The organism is Thiohalobacter sp. IOR34, assembly GCF_030406045.1.
Taxonomy (GTDB): domain Bacteria; phylum Pseudomonadota; class Gammaproteobacteria; order Thiohalobacterales; family Thiohalobacteraceae.
This window is the reverse complement of the sequence record NZ_CP128988.1, coordinates 1361987-1385177: the sequence shown is the minus strand read 5'-3', so window position 1 is coordinate 1385177 and position 23191 is coordinate 1361987. Positions and strand designations below refer to the sequence as shown.

Sequence of the window (23191 nt, the reverse complement as noted above, 5' to 3'; positions counted from 1 at the left end):
TGCATGTCGATATCCTGGCCTCTCCATGACTTCTTGCATCTCCTTGTCTGTAATTGTTATGAGGTCACAAACCTTGCGATAAGCAGAATTACACGGCTCTGTCAGCAACCCATTTCAGATCTCGCCTCGATCAGGTCAAGTAATCCTGGGAGTCTGAAACCCATCTGGATTTCAGACTCCCAAAAAAAACGCACCATTGGTGCATTGTCTCAGTAATTTCACATGTAGCTTCTGTTTCGAGTACCGGGTTAATACCAGACCTTGGATAAGGTCTTTCATGGCTTATTCAAACAAGCCTTAGATAGCCGAGTGCCTTTCAAGAACATTAACAATATCTTGTATACCCTGAATTTCGATCATCTCATCCATGGACAACTGCACATCGAATTCCTGTTCCAGTGCCTCGATGATCTGTACATGCTTGAGGGAGTCCCATTTGGGAATATCATCCCGCGACAGCCCTACGTGTAGCTCTCCCTCGTATTCCAGCAAGTCGCTCAGTAACGCGACAATTTCCTGATATTCAGCTTTATTCATTACCTGATCACTCAATGAGACACTTGTACTTTACAGGTGGAATTTCCGTCATCCCATTCCTTCAATATTTCGATACCAGCCGGGCAGACTGGTTTTGCACTACCATTATCGATTCCCAGCTCCCAGCACTTTCCGTCTTCCAAAGCCTTCTCAGATGAAAATCCATGCTTGGGATAAAACTCGGCAACCTGCTGATTCTTGCTGGTTGGCCGAAAGATTCCCATTATACGCTTGACACCCCTTCCCACCAATTCATCGATCAGGGCGCACAGGAAAGCATCCTCGACGTTACGACCAATCACACGACAACTCATAAGAAAGGTTCGTATTGTGGCAACATCACCATCAACTTCCGCTATTCCGGTAATCACAATGCCATGATCACCAAACTTGTCGACCACTCTGCCTGCCAGCATGACAAATTTGTCATCCTGCTGACGCATCTTGCTGATTGCAGCAGCATCGAGTCTCTCCGTCGTAAGATTGAATTGATTGGTTCTAAGGTGCAGTTGGGCAATGCGCTTCAGACAATTATCATCTACCCGTATCAGCGTCAGTGACTGATGCAAACTGAGCAAATATTCTTCGATTGAGCGACTGACCTTTTTCAGATCCTTTCTCTGGCGATCAGCAATATACATCTCACTGCGCCTGCGGTCTTCATCAGTCATGCGCAAGACCCAGGTCTCCCGAAGTCCTCTGAGAAATCGAACCCAATGACTCGGATCATCTGGCAACTCGGGTACAATCACCTCCGGGCACATGGCACGCATTGCCGATCGCTCATGTGAGCTGTCATCGAGGAATATGAAACTCTGCAGCCCCAGATTGAGTTCCTCAGCAAGTTCGCGGATATTCTGTGCCTTGAGATCCCAATTGATGCGGTGGGCCACAAAATCTTTCTTCTTCAGGATCATACCCTGATGCTCATCAAAGACACTGATCGCATCTGGATTGTTCTTGCTGAGCACGACCAAAAGCATGCCCTGATTTTTCAGTCGCAAACACTCCTGCTGGAATGCGCGAAAAACATTGCCGGGAAACTCCTCGTCACATTGGAGGTTCGCCACACCATCCTCTCCATAAATACCACCCCACATGGTATTGTCGAGATCAAGTGCCAGCACCTTTGCCGGACCTGTCTTCAATGACACGAATGTGGATGAAAAAGCACTTGCAAGAAGCCTGCTGGCCTGGTTAGAGAATGGAATCCTGCCATAATAAAACAGTTTATCATCGATCCTGGCTGATGCCGGTATATCCGCCAGCGCCATATCCGAATCGACCAATAATACATTGGCTAAACTCTCAGCCAGATCATACAGGATCGAATTGACCCGGTTGACAATCCTCCCTTCACCACCTGGCGCTGTATTGTCAATAACGCCGAATGATGGAGACACTGGCCTGGGCAATGTATTGACAAGGATGGGGATACCAGTCTTGTCTGAAAATGAATGAATTGCCTCGGCCAATTGCGTGACACGTTCCAGTATCAATTGTTCTATGTCGCCACCCGAATGGCGCCAGTCAACGGGCAGCAGGCCATCACGGTCCAGTACAATCAGGACTCCGTTATAACTGGAATCTGCCGTGTTCAGCAATGACTGAATGGCCTGACCATAGTCAGTGGTTTGTATTTGCGCATTCACCCCATGTACTGCACACGCCTTGGAAAAATCATCTGAAAAGATATTCAGGGTGGAAAACCCTGTTACCAGGAAGGAAGCAGGCTCCAGGTCTTCCTTATATTTTTTCAGCTCTGCGCCAAGCGAATTGAGAACTTCTGGCCTGTCCAACCAGCGCGCAAGTGCCAAGCGTAATGCCAACCCATTCTGACCAGCATTGATCAGCACAGTTACGGCACGCTTTATCAGAGCCGGGGATAATCCAGATGCCTGCAGCAGGTTGCTGACGGGTTCCCGATAAGCCTCGGCATCGGCCGCATCTCGAAGTAGACGATTCAGATCGTTGACAGCCCACATCGGATCTGCACCGCCTGTTTGATGGTCTATCACATGGCCACCAACAATTGCGGCCTCCAGTGAAGCGGGATCAATCTTCACCCCTGTCTCATTTATTCTGGAGAAAAATCTCTGTGCTACTTCGATATCGATTTTCTCCCAGGAGAGACAACGCAGAAAGCGCAGATCACGGCCAACCAGGCCTTCTCGTTCGGCAAGCTGATCAAGAATAGAGGAATGTAACGATGCGTTACTCACGGCCATTCAACCAATACAGGATTTGCATGAGGGGTTGTGTCTGAAATCAGACCATTACCTGGCCACCAGCCACCAGTATGTTTTCCCCGGTAACGAAATCTGATAGTGGTGAGCTTAAATAGAGCACAGCCCCGGCCACATCATTGGTTGTTGCCATTCTTCTAAGCGGTGTCTGTGAAACCATCATCTTCCGAAATCTTTCAGGAACATCTGCAACAAGATCGGTATCGACCATCGAAGGTGAAACCATATTGACATTGATACCAGACGGCCCCAATTCCTGCGCAAGGTTTTTACTCATCCCAATCAGTGCACTCTTTGCGGTAACATACGGCAGCCAGTTATAGGCTGTTCTCCCCAGCGCTGCCGAGCTTATCATGTTTATAATTTTCCCCTGACGCTCTTTCAACAGTGGCAACGCCAATTGAGTAACACGAAAGGCACTGCCAACTATGCTTTCGAAGCTTGAGGCCATATCCTCCCAACTCCACTGCGCAAAGGTTCCACTAGCGATCTTCGGACCGGCGTTATTTACAAGAATATCCATTCCACCAGCAGCCTGGATGGTTTCCATCATCGAGACTACTTCTTCCTCACTGCAGACGTCTGCCTTGACAATCTCGGCTTTGCCTCCCATTTCCTGTATGCAGGCCACGGTATCATTTGCTGCGCCTTTGCTACGAGCATAATTTATCCAGACCATGGCGCCGTTGGCGGCGAGTGTCTTCGCGATCTCACTGCCAATACCCCGTGAACTTCCGGTGACCAGTGCGATCTTGCCTTCCAGCAGGTTGCTCATTTCCAGCTCCCTTTTTTCTTCATCCTTTCCGCGCCATTCGCTCAACCTGAGGACCTTGGAGCGAGCTTTGCCACGCAATACCACATCTCCATGCTGATTACGAATCAGCGTATCCATTTCAATGACTCGCGTAACCTTGTCTATTGCGGTGATGGTTCCGGTTGCAACCACCGTATCTCCAATGAAAACGGGCCCGGTGAAATCAATTTCCTGAGAAAGATAGAGAGCACCATGTCCAGGAATCTTCATGCCAACCAGCGTAGACAACAGGCTGGCGTGCAGAAATCCATGCACAACTCGCTGCTCGAACTGAGTCTTGGCAGCGAATTCATCATCCATGTGGAGTTCGTTGTAATCACCGGAAAGTCGGGCAAATGCATCAACATCCTCCCGGGTGATCGTTTTACGAACACTGTCCTCATATCCTACGAACAATTTTGTTATTGGGTCTTCCACCAGTGTAGCCTGTTCAGAGAATCTGACGGTTGTTATTAACCCGGCAACTGAATATGGCCCTGTTCAGCCGCATATGCAGGTGTTTGGGGCTTGATATAGGATCGCACTCTCTCGGGTGATTTCTGGATGAGACGAAGATACGACATCACTTCTTGCTTCAATTGCTCAATACCGGCGATGGAATATCTCCCCGGCAGGTTGTCTTGCGATCATTCAATAAGAATTCGTCAGGATTGGGCTCGGGAGAGCACGGCTGTAAAAAAATCAACTCCAGGCGATCCGCAACGGATTCTACAAACTCCCCTACCATCTTCGCCTTGTGCGTAGGGTGGCTATCAACGATCAGAAACACCTTGCGTTCAGTGCTTCGGATCATCCTCTTCAGGAAATCGATGAATAGTCCGGAACTCACGCACCTCCCGACACACATGAAACGAAAATCGCCTTGCGGGCTGACTGCAGAGATGTGGCTCAGTTCAATGCGCGCCCCCACGCTGGATACAATCGAACGCCCTCCTTTGGGCAAGCAGTTGGCATCGGCATAAGCATCAACTCGAATACCGGCCTCATCGGCAAACCAGATTTCTGCCTTCTCACGCTTCGCCTTGGCGCGAATGGATGGAAACTCATTATTCATCCAGTGATCAACCTGCTCGGGGCTTTGCTGGTGGGCACGCATCAGTGGCCTTTGTGCGGACAGTCCAAGCTGATTGAGCAACCGGCAAACCGAAGCCTTGCTCAAACTGATCCCAAGCTGTTCCTTGATCAGCTCGCCAACAAGCCTGCTCGTCCAGAGAACAAATGGAAATCTGTACTGATCTGGCGTCTTCCGCGTGATCGCCTCGTAAAGCCATTCCATTGACTTTGCATCCAGCTTCCGCTTTCGCCCCCCTCGTTTGCGGGCATCCAGCGCATCCGGGCCACCCCTGCGATAAAGTGCCAGCCAGTTATAGATCGTAACGCGTGAAATCCCTAATATCCGCGCCACGTCCTCAGGTGACTCCCCGTTCTGAACCGCCATAACGCCCCGCTTGCGAAGCTCCGTGAGCTCTTCGTGTTTCAGACCGCGTGCATCTGTCGTGCTCATCCGCGCATTCTACAATATATCCACCACTGTTTAAACAATTATGAGACGGTCAATATTCATTCAAAGCCAGGGGATGCATACCTGTCCCCGCTCCAGAAGAAATTGCCCATAAGCTATATCTTCCTTTGTGTCGAGATCAAAGGCATACGGCTGTGGTACCTCTATCGCAATCGAACGTTCTCCGAATATTTCATTCTTCTCCATCAGGGTCCGTTTTCGAGTAACTACAAGATTGCCGAAAATATGGAATCTTGGTTTGCTCTGCTTGTTATAACAGGCGAGGCGCTCATCTCGAAAACGGAAAGATACATAGCCATCTTCAACAACACGCTGGTTGTAGGCATGGTAGTTATGCGGAAATCTGGATACCGTTTGTGCAGAATCACATTCCGGATCATTCTTCATTGCCGCAACACATGCATCGATATGTTCTGGCAGCAGGAATGGCGAGGTTGGTTGCAGCAGTGGAACAATATCTATCCGGTCGCCATGCCTCAGCATCAGATCCTTCAATACATCCAGTACCGGCGTATCGTCCTGGGCAAGTTCTGCCGGTCTCGGTATGACCCTCACCCCCATGCTCTCAACTACCGCCGCGATCTTGTCATCATCAGTAGAGCAGACCAGTTCATCGATAAGACTGCAACGTAGTCCCGCCTCAATAACATGTTCAATCAACGGTCGCCCGCAAAATTCAGTAATGTTCTTGTGAGGAATACTCTTTGAACCGCCACGGGCAGGAATCACTCCAAGCGTTTTACCCGCCATCAGGCCACCTCCATTTTTGCCAGCTCTTCCAGAGCACGTTTGATTGTATGCTTCTGTGTCAAGTGCCAGGCATCGACCGTGGAACCGGCAATATGCGGCGTGATCACCAGGTTGTCATGGGTGGCGGCATAGCGTACCAGCGGATGTTCCTTCACTGATTTGTTGAAACCCTGCTCGAATTCATCGTCGAGCACGTCGATTGCGGCGCCCGCCAGTCGACCGGATTCGAGCGCAGCCAGCATGGCGGCAGTTTCGACAATCGCCCCCCGAGATGTATTGATCAGATATGATCCCTCCCTGAACTTGTCAAACAATGCAGCATTGAACAGGTTTCTGGTTTCATCAGTTAAGTGGAGATGCAGGCTGACCACATCACTAAGTGAAACCAGCTCCTCCAGTGAATCCACCTTGCTAACACCTTCAACAGGTGGAATTTCTACATAGGGATCGTAATAGTACACCGGCATACCAAAGGCGACGCCATAACGCGCAACAATTTCCCCAATTCGACCAATACCCACCAAGCCCAGCGTCATCCGGGACAACATTCTCGGCGCGCCGAACGGCCAACGCGACCATTGCCCATCCAGGACAGAACGGAAAGCACCCGGTATATTGCGCATCATTGTCAACATCAAGCCCCAGGTAAGTTCTGCGGTAGGTGTGATGGTCCTCAGAAAAGCAAGCTCCTCACGCAGTGAAATCACCTTGATGCCACGCTCTTTGGCAGCCGCTTCATCAATATGTGGCACGGAGGTTGTATTGCTCGCAATAATACGTAGCGCCGGCATGCGATCCATTTTTTCCGCGTTGAAATAGAAACCCAACGGAGCGAATGAGACGACGACATCCAATAGTTCAATATCATCATCCTGCGTAGGATCATCCAGCACAATTACGTCAAAATTCTCCTTGAGCAAATCCATATTGTCTTGCTGAAAATTCAGCATACGGTAATATATGAGCTTGGGTTTGCTTGACATTAACAACCTATCCCCTTAGAGAAACCCGTCTAGCGGTTGCTCTTTAACATTTCCAAAATGATGTCCGCCTGCCTCTCAGCAGCATTCGCAGTGAATGGCCCGCATATTTCTTCTGTTAGCGACTTCTGCCTGCTCGCCATAGCATCCGGCTCATCGAGGGCTGTTGTTATCGCCTCGATCAACTCTGGTGTTGAGCGGGCAATCGGAACGACACCACTATCCGTGATAAACCGATAGTGGCTGCTTCGATAATAACTCTCCAGCAGCTCACCAGGAAACTGGCCACCGGGATCGTAGGCCACATTGACCACGGGTGTACCAACGGCGGCAGAATCCAGTGTCATTGAAGAAGCCACGGTAATTACGACATCGGCCCCCCTCAGGGATTGCGCCAATTCGGATAATGCGCTGCTGGAGAATCGCCAGCGTGAAGCGATGTCCGCCTTGCTATCCTCGATGTACTCATGAGGGTCATTGACAAACAATGCTTCCGTATCGGGCAAGTCATACTCTTCCAGTGTACTCTGGGGATGGGGCCTGAAAACCACGGCCACCCCCTTCCCCCAGGTCCCCGCGCGCGCCAGAGTGGTAATTTCACGGACCAAGGCCCCCTGAAATGGAGCCAACACCGTCGGTATCCCGGCGATCATTAAAACTCTTTGATATTTCTCAGGATTTATACCGCATTTTACCGAGATATCATACTTGGCCGCAGGCTTGTTAGGCAAGCTCCGATGGTAGATATCAAACTGGGGAGCCCCGGTCACAAACACCTGTTCCGGTCGCAGGTAGAAATGCTCCACCGCCAGCCGCTTCATGTGCCTGTTCCAGACCATGATCCGATCCGGGGTGATACCAAATGGCCCCTTCATGGACAGATTGTCCCACGACAGGATTTGGCAGAGTGTCGGAATTCCCCGCTGTATCGCCTCCCGTATAAAGGGGAGTTCGGGATATTTCCAACCCGGAGTGCCGGCTACCAGCAAATCACAGGGCGCCTCATCAAAAAATTGACGTACAGCACGGTCGTTACGCAAACAACGGATACGCCGATCGAGGATACGATACACGCTGCGGAACGGCAGCAGCAGCCCGGCTGTGCTGGCAACCAGACGCCGGATCCAGCGGGAATTGACCCGGTAACAGATAAGCGTCTGATCAGGAACCAGTCGTCTGAAAATTCCGCCGGCTACCGCAAGCAACAGCCACTCCAGTATCCCAGGGCGCCGTGGCTCGATAAAATAAAAGCTCACGCCCCGCTGTTCATACATGGATACCAGCTCTTCCCCGGCATGGGTGCAGACACAGCGGACCTGTACCCCTGCTGCCAGCAACCGGTCAATGATGCCAGTATTGAAAAATGACCGAAGATGATAGCCATCGATCGCAGTCAGTACGATCGTTCGACCGAACAAGGCCTGATTGGGTTCAAGCACGATTTTCTACTAGGCGGGCACTATTCGGGCGATCCTGATCAGAATCCCCCTTGGTAACGTAGACATCCAGATTGCAAGAATCCGCATGTTTTCCTCCAACAAGCAGACGAATCGCCAGCTTACGAAAATCGAGCGGCTGAAACAGGCTTGCAAAGCGGTTCTCTGCATCCGGAGTCTCGCAGACGAGGCCCGCATTTTCCAACACTGCCTGCGGAATCTCAACACTGCTGAAAAAATCAACGAGAGCAATCTCCTGGTCGTTGAGAGAGGATGTCAATGCATTTATTAATCCCGGCAATGCATCCAGATTACCCATGTAATCGACGATCCGGCATACCGAAACCTCATGAGAGAGAACCGCTTCCAGACGATAGACCAATAACGCCGATCCGGCTCCAGCGGTCAGAAAACGATAGTCAAAAGCCGGATGATTCTGATAACGCCATAGCAGATAATCCCTATTCCGCATTATGGATGCGGCATGGAAGGGGATATTCTCCGCTGCCGGGATCCGATCGGGCAAACGATCTGAATCCGTCGCATCACCTACATCGGTATCAGCATTGAACACCAGGCCAGGAGGCAGGCTATCGCCTGAACAAAGCCGGGCTGCGAGCTCTGGATTGACCAAACGCAGGTAGCGATGCAAGAATCCCGCATCACGCATCCCAAGGCCGACACAGATTTTCAGACCCGCAAGACTCGATCCTGGATTAACAACCAGGTCACAGGTTCTAAGCAGATCGCGCATCAGTAAAGCACCAAATCCCGGGGCAGCCTGCTTGCGAACGATCAGATTGACCGGATACGCGCCTGTCACAATACCGCCATCGGGCAACCGTACCCTGACCGGAATAATACCCATTTGTCCGATTATCTCGTTTCCGGAAATAACCAGTTTCAGCGTGTATTCACCGGTTTCGTTAAATGGATTCTCCAAATACTGCCAACGCAAAAAACGTGGCGAATGCATAACATAGTCCGGATTGGGATATACCTCACGCAGGAATACATCCAGCATTCCTGCATGCTTCTCAGGTATATAATTTTCTATTTTTACCATGAGACCCTGATTTCCACCTCATTGGTCGCCACGCAGCAGATACAAGGCTGGGCAGCAGGATGCTACTCGGCTTGGCTTTGTAGCTGGCTATTGCGCCACCCCCCTCATCCAGGCCGCCTTGGTGCAATATCCGGGCTAGAACGTATTTTGTTTCTGCTGGGTAAACTCACAATTACTTAAAATATTTACGATCTTTTCAGCGGCATTGCCATCTCCATACAGGTGGTCAGGCTCATAGGGTCCATGATCAATCTGTTTTTTCACCGCTTCGATTATCACAACATGATTATAATCAACATCGATGACGTTCCTGCCGCGGTCCCTGCCTTGCTGCCTTGTACCGATATTCACAGCAGGCGTTCCCAGGAAAGCCGCCTCACGGATACCACAGGAAGAATTACCGACGATACAGGCCGCATTCTTCAGCAGTGGCGCAAACAATTCGATTGGCAGACTCTTGAAAAAATGCACATGTTCCGAATCGTGCGCTTCACGATACATCCTGATGCCCTTACTGATACCATCTGAACCAGCATCCATGTTCGGCCAAATCCAGAATGTCGGCATTTTAAGCTCATGGATCGCCTTGATCGTTTCATTTACATGAACAAGATTTTTCTCATATTCCGTGGTAACAGGATGCTGAATGACAATCAGATACTTGCCCTTTTCAATCGGCACTGTTCTGCCAACGCCATGACTGAGCTGAAAATCCTTGACTGGCTCCAGATTATCGGTATCCATATTTGCCAACACATCAAAACTGGTAGCCCCCACCTCATGGATCGCAGTTTCCAGTTCCCCCATACGGGAGATACGCTCAGCCGCCTCCTTTGAGGCCGGAAAATGCATGTGAGCCATTTTCGTGATGGCATGCCGAATAGATTCATCGATCGAACCCGACTTCTCACCGCCTTCGATATGCGCTACCGGGATATTCATATAGGTCGCTGCCATGGCAATGGCAAGACACTCAAACCTGTCTGCGATAACGATGACAACATCGGGCTTGAGATTTTCAAATGCATTGGCAAATTCAGTTACAGCAAGCCCTGCTGACTTGGCCATGGTCAAAGGAGTCTCGCCCTCGACCAGGAAATGAATAATGTGATTGACATGGAAATTGTCAACCACATCGGTCTCCAGTATTTTTCCGTACTTTTCGAGCACGACACTGCCACCCAGAACAACCTGCAGTTCCAGATCTGGACGACGCTGGATTTCAGCCATGACAGACTTCATCTTGGCATAGTTGCCTCTGGCCGTTAATACCACACAAATGCGCCGCGGCCTCATACCAGATCCTCCCATTGTATAACCGAATCCACAGGCAAATCCCTGTTTGTCACTTTACCCAGCACCTTATCAATCTGGTCTGGACTGATCCCATTTCCAGGGCGTTTTGATGTCAACATATCCTCACTCAGCCTTTCACCTGCCTTGAGCGCGCGCCTGGCAACCAGACTCTTCCTTGCCCATCCCATATTCTCCTTTTCCATTTCGGATGGATGTTTACTCGCATGACCCAATGCGACCTCAATGTCCCTTAATTCCCTGATAAATCTCGCCAAGTCATGCGGGCCACATGAGACTTTCCAGTCCTGGGCATTCGGCACATTAAAATCCAGGCTAATATGTTTCTCGATCACCTTCGCGCCACGGGCAACCGCAGCAAGCGGAATATGGAATCCCTCGGTATGATCGGAAAAACCGATAATGCCACCGAATCGTTCGCGATAAAGATCCATGACCCTCAGGTTTATATCATTTGGCGGAGTAGGATAGCTGGTTACGCAATGAAGCACCGATATATCCTTGTTACCGGTCTGAGTCATTACATCCAGCGCCATTTGCACCTCATTGCTTGTATACATACCTGTTGAGAAAATCACCGGCTTTCCATATCCAGCGGTCTTTTTCAGGTACGGCCAGTTCCTCAATTCCCCCGAACCAATCTTGTAGGCGGGAACATCGAGATCAGACAAAAAGTCCAGGCTCGGCTCGTCATGCGCAGTCGCCAGGAAGGTAATGCCCTGATCATCACAGTATTTTTTAAGCCTCTCGAAATCGCTATATGGCAAACAGCGTGAAGCCAATCGTTCCTTCCAGTCTGATGCGGAATCGGCGATCATGGCGTCAATATCGAACACCTGGAACTTTACTGAGTCCGCTTCAGACTCAATCGCAAGATCAACCAACCGAAGAGCCTTGTCATAATTCCCAAAGTGGGCCACTCCAGCCTCAGCAATGATATAGCAGGGTTCATTAATACCAACACGACGTCCTGCGATCTCAAATTCTTTTGATAGTTCAATGTCCATTGAATGGCCCTGCCTGCTAATTCCACTGGGTCTTTGGTTGGATAATATCCCGTCTGATTTCATCCTTGCGACGAATCACGCTTTCAAGCATCTTTGCCACGATGTTGTTCGTCAGCAAGGTGGGTTCAAGACCCAGATCGAGCAATCCGGTATGCACTGGATTGTAGTAATGATCTTCCAGTTCTACTCTGGGGTTGGGCACACTCTTGATCTCTACATCAATACCGACATCCTTCCCGGCCCTCTGGACAGCATTGGCAAGATCGTTCACGCTGAAAGTCTCAGTGAATTGGTTATAGATCTTCATCTCACCCTTCCGGGCAGGATGGGCAATTGCCAGACCAACACACTGCAAGGTGTCCTTGATATTCAGATAACCGCGCGTCTGCCCACCTTTGCCATAAACTGTCAGTGGGACACCGGCGACCGCTTGCACGATGAAGCGGTTTAATACGGTGCCAAATATTTCATCGTAATTGAACACTGTAAACAGATCTTCGTCGCCCCCCATCTCCTCAGTGAATATCCCATATACAGGACCTTGCATAAGATCGGTGACCCGCAATCCCCACACACGGACATAGAAATACAGCAGATCCGTGTCCTGGATTTTTGTCGTGTGATACAACGAACCGGCCTGACGCGGGAACAACAAGCGGTCTTTACGCCCTTTATGCTCGATATCGATGAAACCCTCTTCGATATCGATATTCGGAGTCCCATATTCCCCCATTGTCCCCAATTTGACGATATGAATCGATGGATCGGTTTCCTTGACTGCATAGGCGACATTCAGGGTGCTGAGGAGATTGTTCTCCAGCGTAAAACGCGCCTCGGAGTGACCCAGCATCGAATATGGAGCAGAAGGCTGCTCTGCATAATGCACGACCGCATCGGGCTTGAATTCATGGAACACATCAAGCAGGAATGGATAATCCGCGACACTGCCGATGCGAACCATGATTTCCTTTCCAGAGACCTCCTGCCAATGCCTGGCACGCTCGAAAAGATTTGGGGTATCAAAAAGGGAGGGAACATCCTTCTCCACACAGGCAAAGCGCCGAAAATAATTGTCTACTACGCATACCTCATTCCCCTGCGAGGAAAGATACATTGCCGTCGGCCAGCCAAGATAGCCATCGCCGCCCAGAATCAGTACCCGCATAATAATTTTATCCTTCCAGCAACTTGTTGCTAATCAGATATTCCCTCAATTCCTCTTTTGGCATGGAATCTTCCACAGACGAGTTATATGGATTTTCGATTCCGGTAGAGGTCATGTTCGGGTATTTATATTCAATTTCCTCATAGATGCATTTAAATGCAGGCAATACAACGAAGAAGTCTTGCAGCTCGACCGTGCGACGTGTTTCTTCCTCATTCATCAATTCTTCAAATAGTTTCTCACCTGATTTTGGACCGATGACATTGATTTCAATCTGCTGGGCGTCATAACCATATTTTGGCGCCAGTTCTTCAATCATGACCTGCGCAAGATCTTCAATCCTGACCACCGGCATTTTCGTTACAAATACCTCCCCTCCACGGGCAAAGAACACGGATTGAATCACCAACGACACCGCCTGCTCCAGCGTCATGATGAAACGCGTCATTTCTCGACTTGTCAGCGTCACTGGCCCACCAGACGCAATCTGGCGCTTGAACAGCGGAATGACGGAACCGCGTGAACCCAGCACATTACCAAATCGGCTTGATGCAAAGACAGGGTCACGATCATGGTGACGCAGTGCATTGGCTGCGGTCATAAGCCGTTCACCCATCAGCTTTGATGTGCCCATCACATTAGTGGGATTTACGGCCTTGTCAGACGAGGTGAACAATACACGTTCAACATTATTGAGCTGTGCTGCATCAATGATATTCTGCGTGCCAATGATATTGCTCTGGATAGCGTCTCGTGGCGACTCCTCGCAAAGTATCACATGCTTCAGGGCCGCGGCATGCAGCACAATATCGATACCGCGCATCTTACGGATGAGCTTATCCTTGTCTCTGATATCGCCGATGAAAAGCCTTACATTTGGGTTATCCGTATACTCCTGGGAAAGAAAGAACACCTCGCTTTCGTTGTTATCGATCCCAACCACCCTTGCCGGTTGCCGAGCGACTACCTGTCGAAGGAGTTCCTTTCCCACCGTACCGCATACCCCAGTTATCAGTACATTCTTATTTTCCCAGTCCGGGTCATATGTATTATTCATCTAGAAAACACCCATTCTCCATAATCACTCGTCAATGTGACAAAAAGTCCATATCACTGCACTCTGTCATATACATCCTCGAAGCGCACGATATCGTCCTCTCCCAGATAACTCCCTGACTGCACCTCGATGATCTCCAGCGGGATGGTGCCCGGATTCTCCAGGCGGTGGGTGGTCCCCAGGGGTATGTAAGTCGATTCGTTCTCGGTCAATATGAAGACTTCATCACCCTTGGTGACCCGGGCGGTACCGGACACCACGATCCAGTGCTCGGCGCGGTGGTGATGGAGTTGCAGTGACAGCGAAGCACCTGGCTTCACGGTCAGACGTTTGACCTGGTAGCGATCGCCAAGATCGATGCCTTCATAGTCGCCCCAGGGCCGGTAGACGCGGCTGTGGAAACGATGTTCCTCACGGTCGGCCGCCTTGAGCTGGGCGACGATCGCCTTCACGTCCTGGTCGCGGTCCTTGGGTGCCACCAGGATGGCGTCGGAGGTTTCGACGATGACCATGTCTTCCAGACCAACCGCGGCCACGCAACGGTCCTGGGCGAGGATCAGCGAGCCTCGCACCTCGTGGGTCAGAACGTCGCCCTGGGTGACATTGTCCTGTTCATCGCGCAGGGAGATGTCCCAGATCGCCGACCAGGCACCGACATCCGACCATTCGGTGGCCATCGGCACCACCGCTGCGTGATCGGTCTTCTCCATCACTGCGTAGTCGATGGAATCACTGGGACTGGAAAGGAAGGCTTCTTTCCCCACCCGACAGAAATCGATGTCACTCCTGCCGCCAGCCACGGCCTGTTCGCAGGCGGCGAGGATCTCCGGCCGGAAGCGGCCGATCTCTTCCAGCCAGCGATCGGCCCGCATGACGAAGATGCCGCTGTTCCAGAGGAACTCCCCCGAAGCCAGGTATTCCTCGGCCGTGGCCTGGTCGGGTTTCTCGACAAACTGTGCGACCGCAAATGCGGGGCTGTCATCGATCGCCTGACCACGCCGGATGTAGCCGTAGCCGGTCTCCGGCCGGTCCGGGACGATACCGAAGGTGACCAGGAAGCCCTGTTCCGCCAGAGCGATTCCCTCGGCCACCGTCCCCTGAAAGCGCTCGCGGTCCGGAATGACGTGGTCGGCCGGCATCACCACCATCACCGCTTCCGGCGACTTCTCGACCAGGGCCAGTGCGGCAATGGTCAGCGCCGGCGCCGTGTTGCGCCCCTCGGGTTCGAGCAGGATCCCGGTCGGGGTCTGGCCAATCTCCTGCACCTGCTCGGCAACCAGAAAACGGTGTTCCTCGTTGCACACGAACAGGGGCGGCTGCACGGCATCCAGCCCCTCCAGGCGGAGCGCCGACTCCTGCAACAGCGTCCGGTCACCGACCAGCGGCAATAAGGGCTTGGGGAAATATTCGCGGGAAAGCGGCCAGAGACGGCTGCCGGCGCCGCCGGTGAGGATAACTGGGTAGATGTTCATTTGGTATGCCTAGCCCCTCGATCTTATTGGAATAAAATACGCTCAAGTCCCTGAAAACGTGTTGTGATTATACGGGATGCCCCCGGCTTTGGCAGCCGCTTTTCTGCCCATTGGCACACAAAAGGCGCCGCTCGGCAGACTGCCGGCGGCGCCTCGTCTACACGCTCTCTCGGAAGCCGTTATTTTTCTTCGGAGCCCGGTTCGGCAACCCGAATCCGTTCACGATTGGCTTCCACCGTGGCCGGGCCGATCCCCTTCACCCGGGCCAGATCCTCGACCCGGCGGAAAGGGCCGTTCTGCTCCCGGTAGGCAACGATGGCAGCGGCCTTCTGGAGACCGATGCCCTGCAGGTTGCCTGCCAGCTGTTCGGCCGATGCCTGATTGATGTCGATCTCCGCACGGGCGACAGGCAGCACCAGTGTGCTGGTCAGCAGCAGGAGAGTAACGAGCAAATGACGCAACATGACACACCTCCTTGTGTGGTGGATGATGAAAGACGATCGTCCGGGCTTCCATGACCCAGGCAGAAAGAGCTTAGCAAGGATTGGCGTCGGTTCAAACCATCCGGGGCGGTGAACGGCGTGCCGGTCGATCGCGGCCTGGAGGCCGGTCCTACGAGGGGGCTGGCGGGGGCTGCGTGTCTGATCGCGGCCTGGAGGCCGCTCCTACGAGGGGACGCGGCGGGGCTGGGTTGTCTTGATCGCGGCCTGGAGGCCGCTCCTACGAAGGGATGCGGGGGCTGCGGTCTGATCGCGGCCTGGAGGCCGCTCCTACGAGGGGGCGCGGGGGCTGCGTGTCTGATCGCGGCCTGGAGGCCGCTCCTACGAGGGGGCGCGGCGGGGCTGCGTGTCTGATCGCGGCCTGGAGGCCGCTCCTACGGGGGGGCGCGGCGGGGGCTGGGTTGTCTGATCGCGGCCTGGAGGCCGCTCCTACGACGGGGCTGGCGGGGGCTCGTTGTCTGATCGCGGCCTGGAGGCCGCTCCTACGGATGGGGTACAGGGCGGGTGGCGTCCGCCAGTTCACGGTTGATCGTCTCCAGGGCGGCAATCGGATCCGTTGCGCGGGTCACAGGTCGGCCGATCACCAGGTAGTCGGAGCCGGCCGCCAAGGCATCGGCCGGGGTCATCACCCGGCGCTGGTCGCCCTTCTCGCTCCCGGCTGGCCGTACCCCGGGCGTCACCAGCAGGAAATCATCGCCCAGCGCCTCGCGCAGCATGCCGGCCTCCTGCGGCGAGCAGACCACACCGTCCAGGCCGGCCTGTCGGGCCAGTTCAGCCAGGCGGCGCACTTGGGCCGCAGGATCGTCGCTCAGACCGATCTCGGCGAGATCCTCCGGCCCCATGCTGGTGAGGATGGTCACCCCGATCAGCAGCGGCCGACGCCCCGCAGCCTGATCGAGCGCCTCCCGCGCCGCGGCCATCATCCGCCGCCCGCCGAGGCAGTGCACATTGACCATCCACACCCCGAGATCGGCCGCGGCGGCACAGGCGCGGGCCACGGTATTGGGGATGTCGTGAAACTTCAGATCGAGAAAGACATCGAAGCCACGCCCGGCCAGCGACTCGACCAGCGCCGGCCCGCTGCGTGTGAACAGCTCCTTGCCGACCTTCAGCCGGCACAGCGCGGGGTCCAGCCGTTCGACCAGCGCCTCAGCCTCCCGGGCCGTCGCAAAATCCAGCGCCACTATCACCTTCGGGTCGTTGTTCACCATCGTCTTCCGCCTTTGGGGATGCCCCTATTCGTCCACCACGCCACGCATCGGCTTCACCGTGTTCCACTCCTTGCAGCCCGGACACTGCCAATGCAGCGACTTGCCCTCGAAGCCACAGTGCTTGCACTGATAGCGTGGCCGGTTCTCGAGCAGCTTGTCGACCAGATCGTCGAGCACCTGCAGATCCTCGCGGCCCTCCCCCTCGCTGCGCCCCAGCTTGAGCTGGATCAGCCGGCCCAGCCCGCGCACCGAGGGCCGCCGCCGCAGCTGGGCCTCCATGTAGTCGATCGCTGCCTGATCGCCTTCCATCTGCTGCAGCAGTTCGGACTGCAGCAGCACGGTGGAAATGCCCTTGTAGCCCTCGCCCACCTGGCGGAGGTAGTCGAGCATGCCCCGCGGGTTGCCGGCGGCCCGGAAGCAGGCCTGCAATTCCGGCAGCACCTCGGGGAGGAACTCGATGTCCTGCTCCTCGATACGCCGGAAGGCACGAATCGCCTGCCTGAACTGCCCGGCCTCGCGCGCGATCCGCCCCTGGATCAGGCTGGCACGGACACAGGCGCGGTCGAAGCCCAGGGCGCGCTTGGCCAGATTGCCGGCCTCGGCCGGATCGCCATTGCGCAGCGCGGCCTCGGCCAGTTCGCAGTAGAACTGGGCAATCACCGGGCGCATGTCCTGGTCCTGCTCCGCCTGCAGGCGACGTGCGATCTCGATCGCCTGGTCCCATTCCTTTTCCTGCTGATAGATATCGAGCAGATGCTTGAGTGCGGGGCGCGTCTGGCTGCCGATCTCCAGCAACTCGCGCAGCAGGCTCTCGGCCCGATCAAGCAGGCCGGCCCGCATGTAGTCCTGTCCCAGCTCCAGCAGGGCCGCGCCGCGCTGCTCGCGGTTCAGCGTCGGACGGGCGATCAGATTCTGGTGGATACGGATGGCGCGGTCCACCTCGCCGCGACGGCGGAACAGATTGCCGAGCGCCAGATGGGTCTCGGCCGTGTCGCTGTCCACCTCCAGCATCTGGATGAACACCTCGATGGCCTTGTCCGGTTGCTCATTGAGCAGGAAGTTCAGCCCCCGGAAGTAATCCGAGTTGAGCTCGGCGCGCTGATCGGCGCAGGGATCGCCCTGGCTGCGGCGAGCCATCAGCCACCCGGATGCGGCGGCGACCGGCAACAGCAACCAGAGAAGATCCAGCATGTTCAATGCGGGTCTTTGATCGGAATGGCGCGCAGGTTGCTGATCTCCTGCTCGGCCACCTGGGCCTTGCGGCGCAGGCGCAGGTTTTCCCGTTTCAGCCGGATCACCAGCCCGAGACTGAACAGGATACCGAGCAGTGCGCCAACGGCCAGGGTCAGCACCAGGGTCAGTGCCAGGGGAACCTGGCGGCTACCGAAGAAGTAGTCGAGCTGCACGGGGTGGGCATTGAGGACCGAGAAGGCGAGCCCCAGCAGCACCAGCAGCAGCAGTGCCAGAAAGGAAATGAATCGTGCCATGGACCCTCCGCAGGTTCAGACGGCTGGTTTACCAAGAGGCGCCGGCACAAGCGCAAGGAACGCGGAAGGAAACCGGCGGAGCGGACTAATGTCCGGGTTCGCTGGGCTTGATGGCGTTGTCGCGGCCGGCATTGACCCGCTCGCGGAGCTCCTTGCCCGGCTTGAAGTGGGGAACATACTTGGAGGACAGGGCCACGGCCTCGCCGGTCTTGGGATTCCGGCCCACCCGCGGCGGACGATAATGCAGGGAGAAGCTGCCGAAACCACGGATCTCGATCCGCTGCCCGGTGGCCAGCGACTGGCTCATCTGCTCGAGGAGGCTCTTCACCGCAAGCTCGACATCCTTGTAGTTCAGATGGCTGTTCTTGCTGGCGAGAATTTCGATCAGTTCAGACTTCGTCATTGGCTTCTTCCCGGTTGAAGCGGGCAGCCGCAAGGCGGCTGCCCGGACCCACACCTAATCTCGATTCAGATTTATAACCCGAAAAGGATTGAGAAGCAACAACTTAGTCCTTGGACTCCATCTGTTCCTTCAGCAAGTCGCCGAGGGTTGTGGTGGCGCTGCCGGCCTGCCGCGAGTAATCCTGCACGGCCTCGGCTTCCTCACCCATCTCCTTGGCCTTGATCGACAGGCTGATGGTGCGGTTCTTGCGATCGACGCCCATGAACTTGGCCTCGACCTCGTCACCCTCCTTGAGCACGGTGCGGGCATCCTCGACCCGGTCGCGAGCCAGCTCGGAGGCACGCAGGGTACCCTCGATGCCGTCGCCCAGATCGACCACGGCCGCCTTCGCGTCCACCTCCTTGACCACGCCCTTGACGATGCTGCCCTTGGGATGCTCGGCCACGAAGTTGGAGAAGGGGTCCTTGTCCAGCTGCTTGATGCCCAGCGAGATGCGCTCGCGCTCGGGATCCACGGCCAGCACCACGGCCTCGACCTCGTCACCCTTCTTGTAGTGATGCACCGCCTCCTCGCCCGGCTCGTGCCAGGAGATGTCGGACAGGTGCACCAGGCCATCGATGCCGCCTTCCAGGCCGACGAAGATGCCGAAGTCGGTGATCGACTTGATGGTACCCGTGACCTTGTCGCCCTTGTTATGCAGGGCGGCAAACTCCTCCCACGGGTTGGCATGGCACTGCTTCATGCCCAGCGAGATGCGGCGCCGCTCCTCGTCGATGTCCAGCACCATGACTTCGACCTCCTGGCCGACGTGCACCACCTTGGCCGGATTGACGTTCTTGTTGGTCCAGTCCATCTCGGAGACGTGCACCAGGCCTTCCACGCCCTCCTCGATCTCCACGAAGCAGCCGTAGTCGGCGATGTTGGTAACCTTGCCGAACAGCCGGGTGCCCTCCGGATAGCGGCGCGCCAGATCGGCCCAGGGGTCCTGGCCGAGCTGCTTGAGGCCGAGGGAGACGCGGTTGCGCTCGCGGTCGAACTTGAGCACCTTGACCTCGATCTCGTCGCCGACGTTGACGATCTCGGAAGGATGCTTGACCCGCTTCCAGGCCATGTCGGTGATGTGCAGCAGGCCGTCGATGCCGCCCAGGTCCACGAACACGCCGTAGTCGGTGAGGTTCTTGACCACGCCCTTGATGATCATCCCTTCCTGCAGGTTCTTGAGCAGGGTCTCGCGCTCGGCGCTGTACTCGGACTCGACCACGGCGCGGCGGGAGACGACCACGTTGTTGCGCTTCTGGTCCAGCTTGATGACCTTGAACTCCAGCTCCTTGCCTTCCAGGTAGGCGGTATCGCGCACCGGGCGCACATCGACCAGGGAACCCGGGAGGAAGGCGCGGATGTTCTTGATATCGACCGTGAAGCCACCCTTGACCTTGCCGCTGATCATGCCGGTCACGGTCTCGTCGTTCTCGAAGGCCTTCTCCAGCTCGGTCCAGGCACGGGCACGCTTGGCCTTCTCGCGCGACAGGCGGGTCTCGCCGAAGCCATCCTCGACGGCGTCCAGGGCCACCTCGACCTCGTCGCCGACCTGCACCTCGACCTCACCCTGCTCGTTGGTGAACTGCTCGATGGGGATGACACCCTCCGATTTCAGGCCGGCATTGACGACCACCACGTCCGGGCGCACGTCGACCACCTGGCCGGTGACGATGGAACCGGGACGCATCTGCTGCTGGGCAAGACTCTCTTCGAACAGTTCGGCAAAGCTTTCGCTCATGATGAATTCAATCCTTGAATCGCGGACTTGGCGATTCTCTAGCTGTTGACCGCGCGGCGGCCGGCCTGGACCGTTAGCCACCTCACGGGTTGTTTAACGACAAAAACCCGGGATTGCTGCCCGGGCACCCTGAAAGGGGCGGTATTATACGCCCTTTTTTCGAGAAATTCATACCCTTGGACAAGGGTATCGACAGGTCCGGCGCCTGGGGGCCGCCGCCCTCCTCCGGCCTCAGCCTGCCCTGCCGAGGCGCTCCGCCACCAGCTGCCGCACCTGGTCCAGGGTGGCGTCGATATCCAGCGCCGAGGTATCGATGATCACCGCATCCTCCGCCGGCTTGAGCGGGGCCACCGGCCGGTTCATGTCCCGGGCGTCGCGCGCCGCGATCTCCTCCACCAGCGCCGCCATGTCGGCCTCGATGCCCTTCTCCCGCAACTGCTGGTAGCGGCGCCGGGCCCGCTCCTCGGCGCTCGCCGTCAGATAGATCTTCAGCGGTGCATCCGGAAACACCACGCTGCCCATGTCCCGCCCGTCGGCCACCAGGCCGGGTGCCGTGCGGAAGGCACGCTGGCGTTCCAGCAGCGCGGCGCGTACTGCCGGCAGGGTCGCCACCCGGGAGGCCGCATCACCCGCCTTCTCGGAGCGGATCTCGCGGTCGACCGCCTCGCCGTCGAGAATCACCCCATCGCCCTCGGCCGGGAAGCGCACATCCAGCCGCGCCGCCAGCTCGGCCAGGGCCGACTCGTCGTCCAGCGCCAGGCCGCGCCGCAAGGCGGCCAGGGCCAGCACCCGGTAGAGCGCCCCGCTGTCGAGGAAATGCCAGCCCAGCTCGCGGGCCAGGGCGCGGCCGATGGTGCCCTTGCCGGAGCCGCTCGGGCCGTCGATGGTGATCACGGGAATGGTTTCATTGTTCATGGTGGTCGTCTTCTGTTGTCATGGCCACGGAAGACACGGACTTTCATAAAGAATGGCCACGAAACCCGCTAAACCCACGGACAATTTTTGCTTCATCGTCTTTCGTGGGTTTAGTGGGTTTAGTGGGTTTCGTGGCTATCGTCAATGCCGTGTTTTCCGTGGCTATTAGGTTATCAGCCCAGAGTGGAAATCTTCAGCCCCGCCCCGGCGGCCAGCTCGACGAAGCCGGGGAAGGAGGTGTTGACGTTGGCGCAGTCCTCGATGTCGATGGGACCGTCGGCGCGCAACGCGGCCATGGCGAAGGCCATGGCGATGCGGTGGTCGCCGTGACTGGCCACCCGTCCGCCGCGCAGCACCCCGCCCTGGATGCGGATGCCGTCCGGTGTCGGATCGGCCTGGATGCCGAGCGCCTGCAGGCCGTCGGCCATCACCTGGATACGGTCGCTCTCCTTGACCCGCAGTTCCTCGGCCCCGGTGAGCAGCGTCTCGCCTTCAGCGCAGGCGGCAGCGACGAACAGGGCGGGAAACTCGTCGATGGCCAGCGGTACCAGCGCCTCGGGAATGGCGATGCCCTTGAGCGGCGCACTGCGCACCCGCAGATCGGCGACCGGTTCACCGCCCACCTCACGCGCGTTGGAAACCTCGATGTCCGCGCCCATCAGGCGCAGGATGTCGATCACCCCGGTGCGGGTCGGGTTCATGCCGACGTGCTCCAGGGTCAGGTCCGAACCGGCTGCGATGCTGGCGCCGACCAGGAAAAAGGCTGCCGAGGAGATGTCGGAAGGCACGTCGATGCGTGTCGCCCGCAGCCGGCCACCGCCGCTGAGGCAGGCGGTGCGCCCCTCGACCTCGACCGGATAGCCCATGCCCGCGAGCATGCGTTCGGTGTGGTCGCGGGTGGGGGCGGGCTCGATGGTGCAGGTCTCGCCTTCGGCATAGAGGCCGGCGAGCAGGACGCAGGACTTGACCTGGGCGCTGGCCATCGGCAGCCGGTAGTGGATACCGTGCAGTCGCTGGCCACCATGGATCCGGAGCGGCGCGGTGCCGCCCGGCTCGCTGTCGATGCGGGCCCCCATCTCGGTCAGCGGATCGATCACCCGCTTCATCGGCCGGCTGGAGAGCGAGGCGTCACCGGTGAGCACCGTATCGAAGCCCTGACCGGCCAGCAGGCCGGCCAGCAGGCGCATGGAGGTGCCGGAATTGCCCAGGTACAAGGGCTCAGCGGGCCGGCGCAGACCATGCAGGCCGACCCCATGGATGCTGAGCTGCCCCTCGTCCGGCCCCTCGATGGCGACCCCCATGGCACGGAAGGCCGCAAGCGTCGCCAGGCTGTCCTCGCCCTCGAGAAAGCCGCTCACCTCGGTCACGCCATCGGCCAGCGAGCCCAGCATGATCGAACGGTGCGAAATCGACTTGTCGCCCGGCACCCGCACGCGGCCGCCCAGACGGCCACCGGCTTCCACATGAAAACGCACCTCAGTCATCGTCCAACCACTTCCTCGTCATTCGATTCAGCCACGAAACCCACGAAA

Annotated in this window: 21 protein-coding genes; all 21 read right to left on the bottom strand. The window is 56.1% G+C overall.

All coding sequences use genetic code 11. The features are described 5' to 3' along the window. Positions 1-297: 297 nt before the first annotated feature. The 21 genes from QVG61_RS06385 to aroA all read right to left on the bottom strand — a co-directional run bounded on the left by QVG61_RS06385 (position 298) and on the right by aroA (position 23143). Positions 298-537, bottom strand: a complete 240-nt coding sequence (locus QVG61_RS06385) for an acyl carrier protein (RefSeq protein ID WP_289932550.1) — start codon at positions 535-537, stop codon at positions 298-300. 11 nt (positions 538-548) lie between these two features. Then, a complete protein-coding gene (locus QVG61_RS06380; protein ID WP_289932549.1) occupies positions 549-2759 on the bottom strand; it encodes an HAD-IIIC family phosphatase in 2211 nt (736 codons plus the stop codon). A 46-nt stretch (positions 2760-2805) separates the two neighbouring features. Next, on the bottom strand, positions 2806-4014 hold the full coding sequence (locus tag QVG61_RS06375) for an SDR family oxidoreductase (protein ID WP_289932548.1): 1209 nt from the start codon (positions 4012-4014) through the stop codon (positions 2806-2808). 157 nt (positions 4015-4171) lie between these two features. Beyond that, on the bottom strand, positions 4172-5101 hold the full coding sequence (locus QVG61_RS06370; RefSeq protein WP_289932547.1) for an IS630 family transposase: 930 nt from the start codon (positions 5099-5101) through the stop codon (positions 4172-4174). A 60-nt stretch (positions 5102-5161) separates the two neighbouring features. Further along, complete coding sequence (locus tag QVG61_RS06365) at positions 5162-5869, bottom strand: acylneuraminate cytidylyltransferase family protein (RefSeq protein WP_289932546.1); 708 nt, start codon at positions 5867-5869, stop codon at positions 5162-5164. Beyond that, a complete protein-coding gene (locus QVG61_RS06360) occupies positions 5869-6852 on the bottom strand; it encodes a D-isomer specific 2-hydroxyacid dehydrogenase family protein (protein ID WP_289932545.1) in 984 nt (327 codons plus the stop codon). The genes QVG61_RS06365 and QVG61_RS06360 overlap by 1 nt, the downstream gene beginning before the upstream one ends. Before the next feature lie 29 nt (positions 6853-6881). Then, positions 6882-8288, bottom strand: coding sequence for a CDP-glycerol glycerophosphotransferase family protein (locus QVG61_RS06355; protein WP_289932544.1), 1407 nt, complete (start codon positions 8286-8288; stop codon positions 6882-6884). Then, complete coding sequence (locus QVG61_RS06350) at positions 8281-9351, bottom strand: hypothetical protein (RefSeq protein ID WP_289932542.1); 1071 nt, start codon at positions 9349-9351, stop codon at positions 8281-8283. The genes QVG61_RS06355 and QVG61_RS06350 overlap by 8 nt, the downstream gene beginning before the upstream one ends. 135 nt (positions 9352-9486) lie before the next feature. Next, positions 9487-10581: a UDP-N-acetylglucosamine 2-epimerase gene (gene neuC, locus QVG61_RS06345; RefSeq protein ID WP_289932539.1), complete on the bottom strand. Its 1095-nt coding sequence runs from the start codon at positions 10579-10581 to the stop codon at positions 9487-9489. A 62-nt stretch (positions 10582-10643) separates the two neighbouring features. Continuing rightward, positions 10644-11672, bottom strand: a complete 1029-nt coding sequence (locus QVG61_RS06340) for an N-acetylneuraminate synthase family protein (RefSeq protein ID WP_289932537.1) — start codon at positions 11670-11672, stop codon at positions 10644-10646. Positions 11673-11688: 16 nt separating this feature from the next. After that, positions 11689-12837: an NAD-dependent epimerase/dehydratase family protein gene (locus QVG61_RS06335; RefSeq protein WP_289932535.1), complete on the bottom strand. Its 1149-nt coding sequence runs from the start codon at positions 12835-12837 to the stop codon at positions 11689-11691. 7 nt (positions 12838-12844) lie between these two features. Continuing rightward, on the bottom strand, positions 12845-13894 hold the full coding sequence (locus QVG61_RS06330) for a polysaccharide biosynthesis protein (protein WP_289932533.1): 1050 nt from the start codon (positions 13892-13894) through the stop codon (positions 12845-12847). A gap of 53 nt (positions 13895-13947) precedes the next feature. Continuing rightward, positions 13948-15366, bottom strand: a complete 1419-nt coding sequence (locus tag QVG61_RS06325; RefSeq protein WP_289932531.1) for a mannose-1-phosphate guanylyltransferase/mannose-6-phosphate isomerase — start codon at positions 15364-15366, stop codon at positions 13948-13950. Between the two features lie 179 nt (positions 15367-15545). Continuing rightward, on the bottom strand, positions 15546-15830 hold the full coding sequence (locus QVG61_RS06320; RefSeq protein ID WP_354671193.1) for a ComEA family DNA-binding protein: 285 nt from the start codon (positions 15828-15830) through the stop codon (positions 15546-15548). A 518-nt stretch (positions 15831-16348) separates the two neighbouring features. Continuing rightward, complete coding sequence (gene pyrF / locus QVG61_RS06315; protein ID WP_289932530.1) at positions 16349-17077, bottom strand: orotidine-5'-phosphate decarboxylase; 729 nt, start codon at positions 17075-17077, stop codon at positions 16349-16351. 24 nt (positions 17078-17101) lie between these two features. Further along, entirely contained in the window at positions 17102-18268 is a 1167-nt protein-coding gene (gene lapB, locus QVG61_RS06310) for a lipopolysaccharide assembly protein LapB (protein ID WP_289932529.1), read from the bottom strand. A 2-nt stretch (positions 18269-18270) separates the two neighbouring features. After that, a complete protein-coding gene (locus tag QVG61_RS06305; protein ID WP_289932528.1) occupies positions 18271-18564 on the bottom strand; it encodes a LapA family protein in 294 nt (97 codons plus the stop codon). An 85-nt stretch (positions 18565-18649) separates the two neighbouring features. Continuing rightward, positions 18650-18967 carry an integration host factor subunit beta gene (locus tag QVG61_RS06300; protein WP_289932527.1) on the bottom strand — a complete coding sequence of 106 codons (318 nt, stop codon included), beginning with the start codon at positions 18965-18967 and terminating at the stop codon, positions 18650-18652. A 103-nt stretch (positions 18968-19070) separates the two neighbouring features. Further along, a complete protein-coding gene (gene rpsA, locus QVG61_RS06295) occupies positions 19071-20744 on the bottom strand; it encodes a 30S ribosomal protein S1 (protein ID WP_289932526.1) in 1674 nt (557 codons plus the stop codon). A 231-nt stretch (positions 20745-20975) separates the two neighbouring features. Then, on the bottom strand, positions 20976-21659 hold the full coding sequence (gene cmk, locus QVG61_RS06290; protein WP_289932525.1) for a (d)CMP kinase: 684 nt from the start codon (positions 21657-21659) through the stop codon (positions 20976-20978). A gap of 173 nt (positions 21660-21832) precedes the next feature. After that, positions 21833-23143, bottom strand: coding sequence for a 3-phosphoshikimate 1-carboxyvinyltransferase (aroA, locus tag QVG61_RS06285; protein WP_289932524.1), 1311 nt, complete (start codon positions 23141-23143; stop codon positions 21833-21835). Between the last annotated feature and the right edge of the window lie 48 nt (positions 23144-23191).

What these genes read in the sequence shown, in the direction of transcription:
- QVG61_RS06385 (WP_289932550.1), bottom strand. Translation starts at nt 537, where the DNA reads ATGAATAAAGCTGAATATCAGGAAATTGTCGCGTTACTGAGCGACTTG.
- QVG61_RS06370 (WP_289932547.1), bottom strand. Translation starts at nt 5,101, where the DNA reads ATGAGCACGACAGATGCACGCGGTCTGAAACACGAAGAGCTCACGGAG.
- QVG61_RS06365 (WP_289932546.1), bottom strand. Translation starts at nt 5,869, where the DNA reads ATGGCGGGTAAAACGCTTGGAGTGATTCCTGCCCGTGGCGGTTCAAAG.
- QVG61_RS06360 (WP_289932545.1), bottom strand. Translation starts at nt 6,852, where the DNA reads ATGTCAAGCAAACCCAAGCTCATATATTACCGTATGCTGAATTTTCAG.
- QVG61_RS06350 (WP_289932542.1), bottom strand. Translation starts at nt 9,351, where the DNA reads ATGGTAAAAATAGAAAATTATATACCTGAGAAGCATGCAGGAATGCTG.
- neuC (WP_289932539.1), bottom strand. Translation starts at nt 10,581, where the DNA reads ATGGCTGAAATCCAGCGTCGTCCAGATCTGGAACTGCAGGTTGTTCTG.
- QVG61_RS06340 (WP_289932537.1), bottom strand. Translation starts at nt 11,672, where the DNA reads ATGGACATTGAACTATCAAAAGAATTTGAGATCGCAGGACGTCGTGTT.
- QVG61_RS06335 (WP_289932535.1), bottom strand. Translation starts at nt 12,837, where the DNA reads ATGCGGGTACTGATTCTGGGCGGCGATGGCTATCTTGGCTGGCCGACG.
- QVG61_RS06330 (WP_289932533.1), bottom strand. Translation starts at nt 13,894, where the DNA reads ATGAATAATACATATGACCCGGACTGGGAAAATAAGAATGTACTGATA.
- QVG61_RS06325 (WP_289932531.1), bottom strand. Translation starts at nt 15,366, where the DNA reads ATGAACATCTACCCAGTTATCCTCACCGGCGGCGCCGGCAGCCGTCTC.
- QVG61_RS06320 (WP_354671193.1), bottom strand. Translation starts at nt 15,830, where the DNA reads ATGTTGCGTCATTTGCTCGTTACTCTCCTGCTGCTGACCAGCACACTG.
- pyrF (WP_289932530.1), bottom strand. Translation starts at nt 17,077, where the DNA reads ATGGTGAACAACGACCCGAAGGTGATAGTGGCGCTGGATTTTGCGACG.
- lapB (WP_289932529.1), bottom strand. Translation starts at nt 18,268, where the DNA reads ATGCTGGATCTTCTCTGGTTGCTGTTGCCGGTCGCCGCCGCATCCGGG.
- QVG61_RS06305 (WP_289932528.1), bottom strand. Translation starts at nt 18,564, where the DNA reads ATGGCACGATTCATTTCCTTTCTGGCACTGCTGCTGCTGGTGCTGCTG.
- QVG61_RS06300 (WP_289932527.1), bottom strand. Translation starts at nt 18,967, where the DNA reads ATGACGAAGTCTGAACTGATCGAAATTCTCGCCAGCAAGAACAGCCAT.
- rpsA (WP_289932526.1), bottom strand. Translation starts at nt 20,744, where the DNA reads ATGAGCGAAAGCTTTGCCGAACTGTTCGAAGAGAGTCTTGCCCAGCAG.
- cmk (WP_289932525.1), bottom strand. Translation starts at nt 21,659, where the DNA reads ATGAACAATGAAACCATTCCCGTGATCACCATCGACGGCCCGAGCGGC.
- aroA (WP_289932524.1), bottom strand. Translation starts at nt 23,143, where the DNA reads ATGACTGAGGTGCGTTTTCATGTGGAAGCCGGTGGCCGTCTGGGCGGC.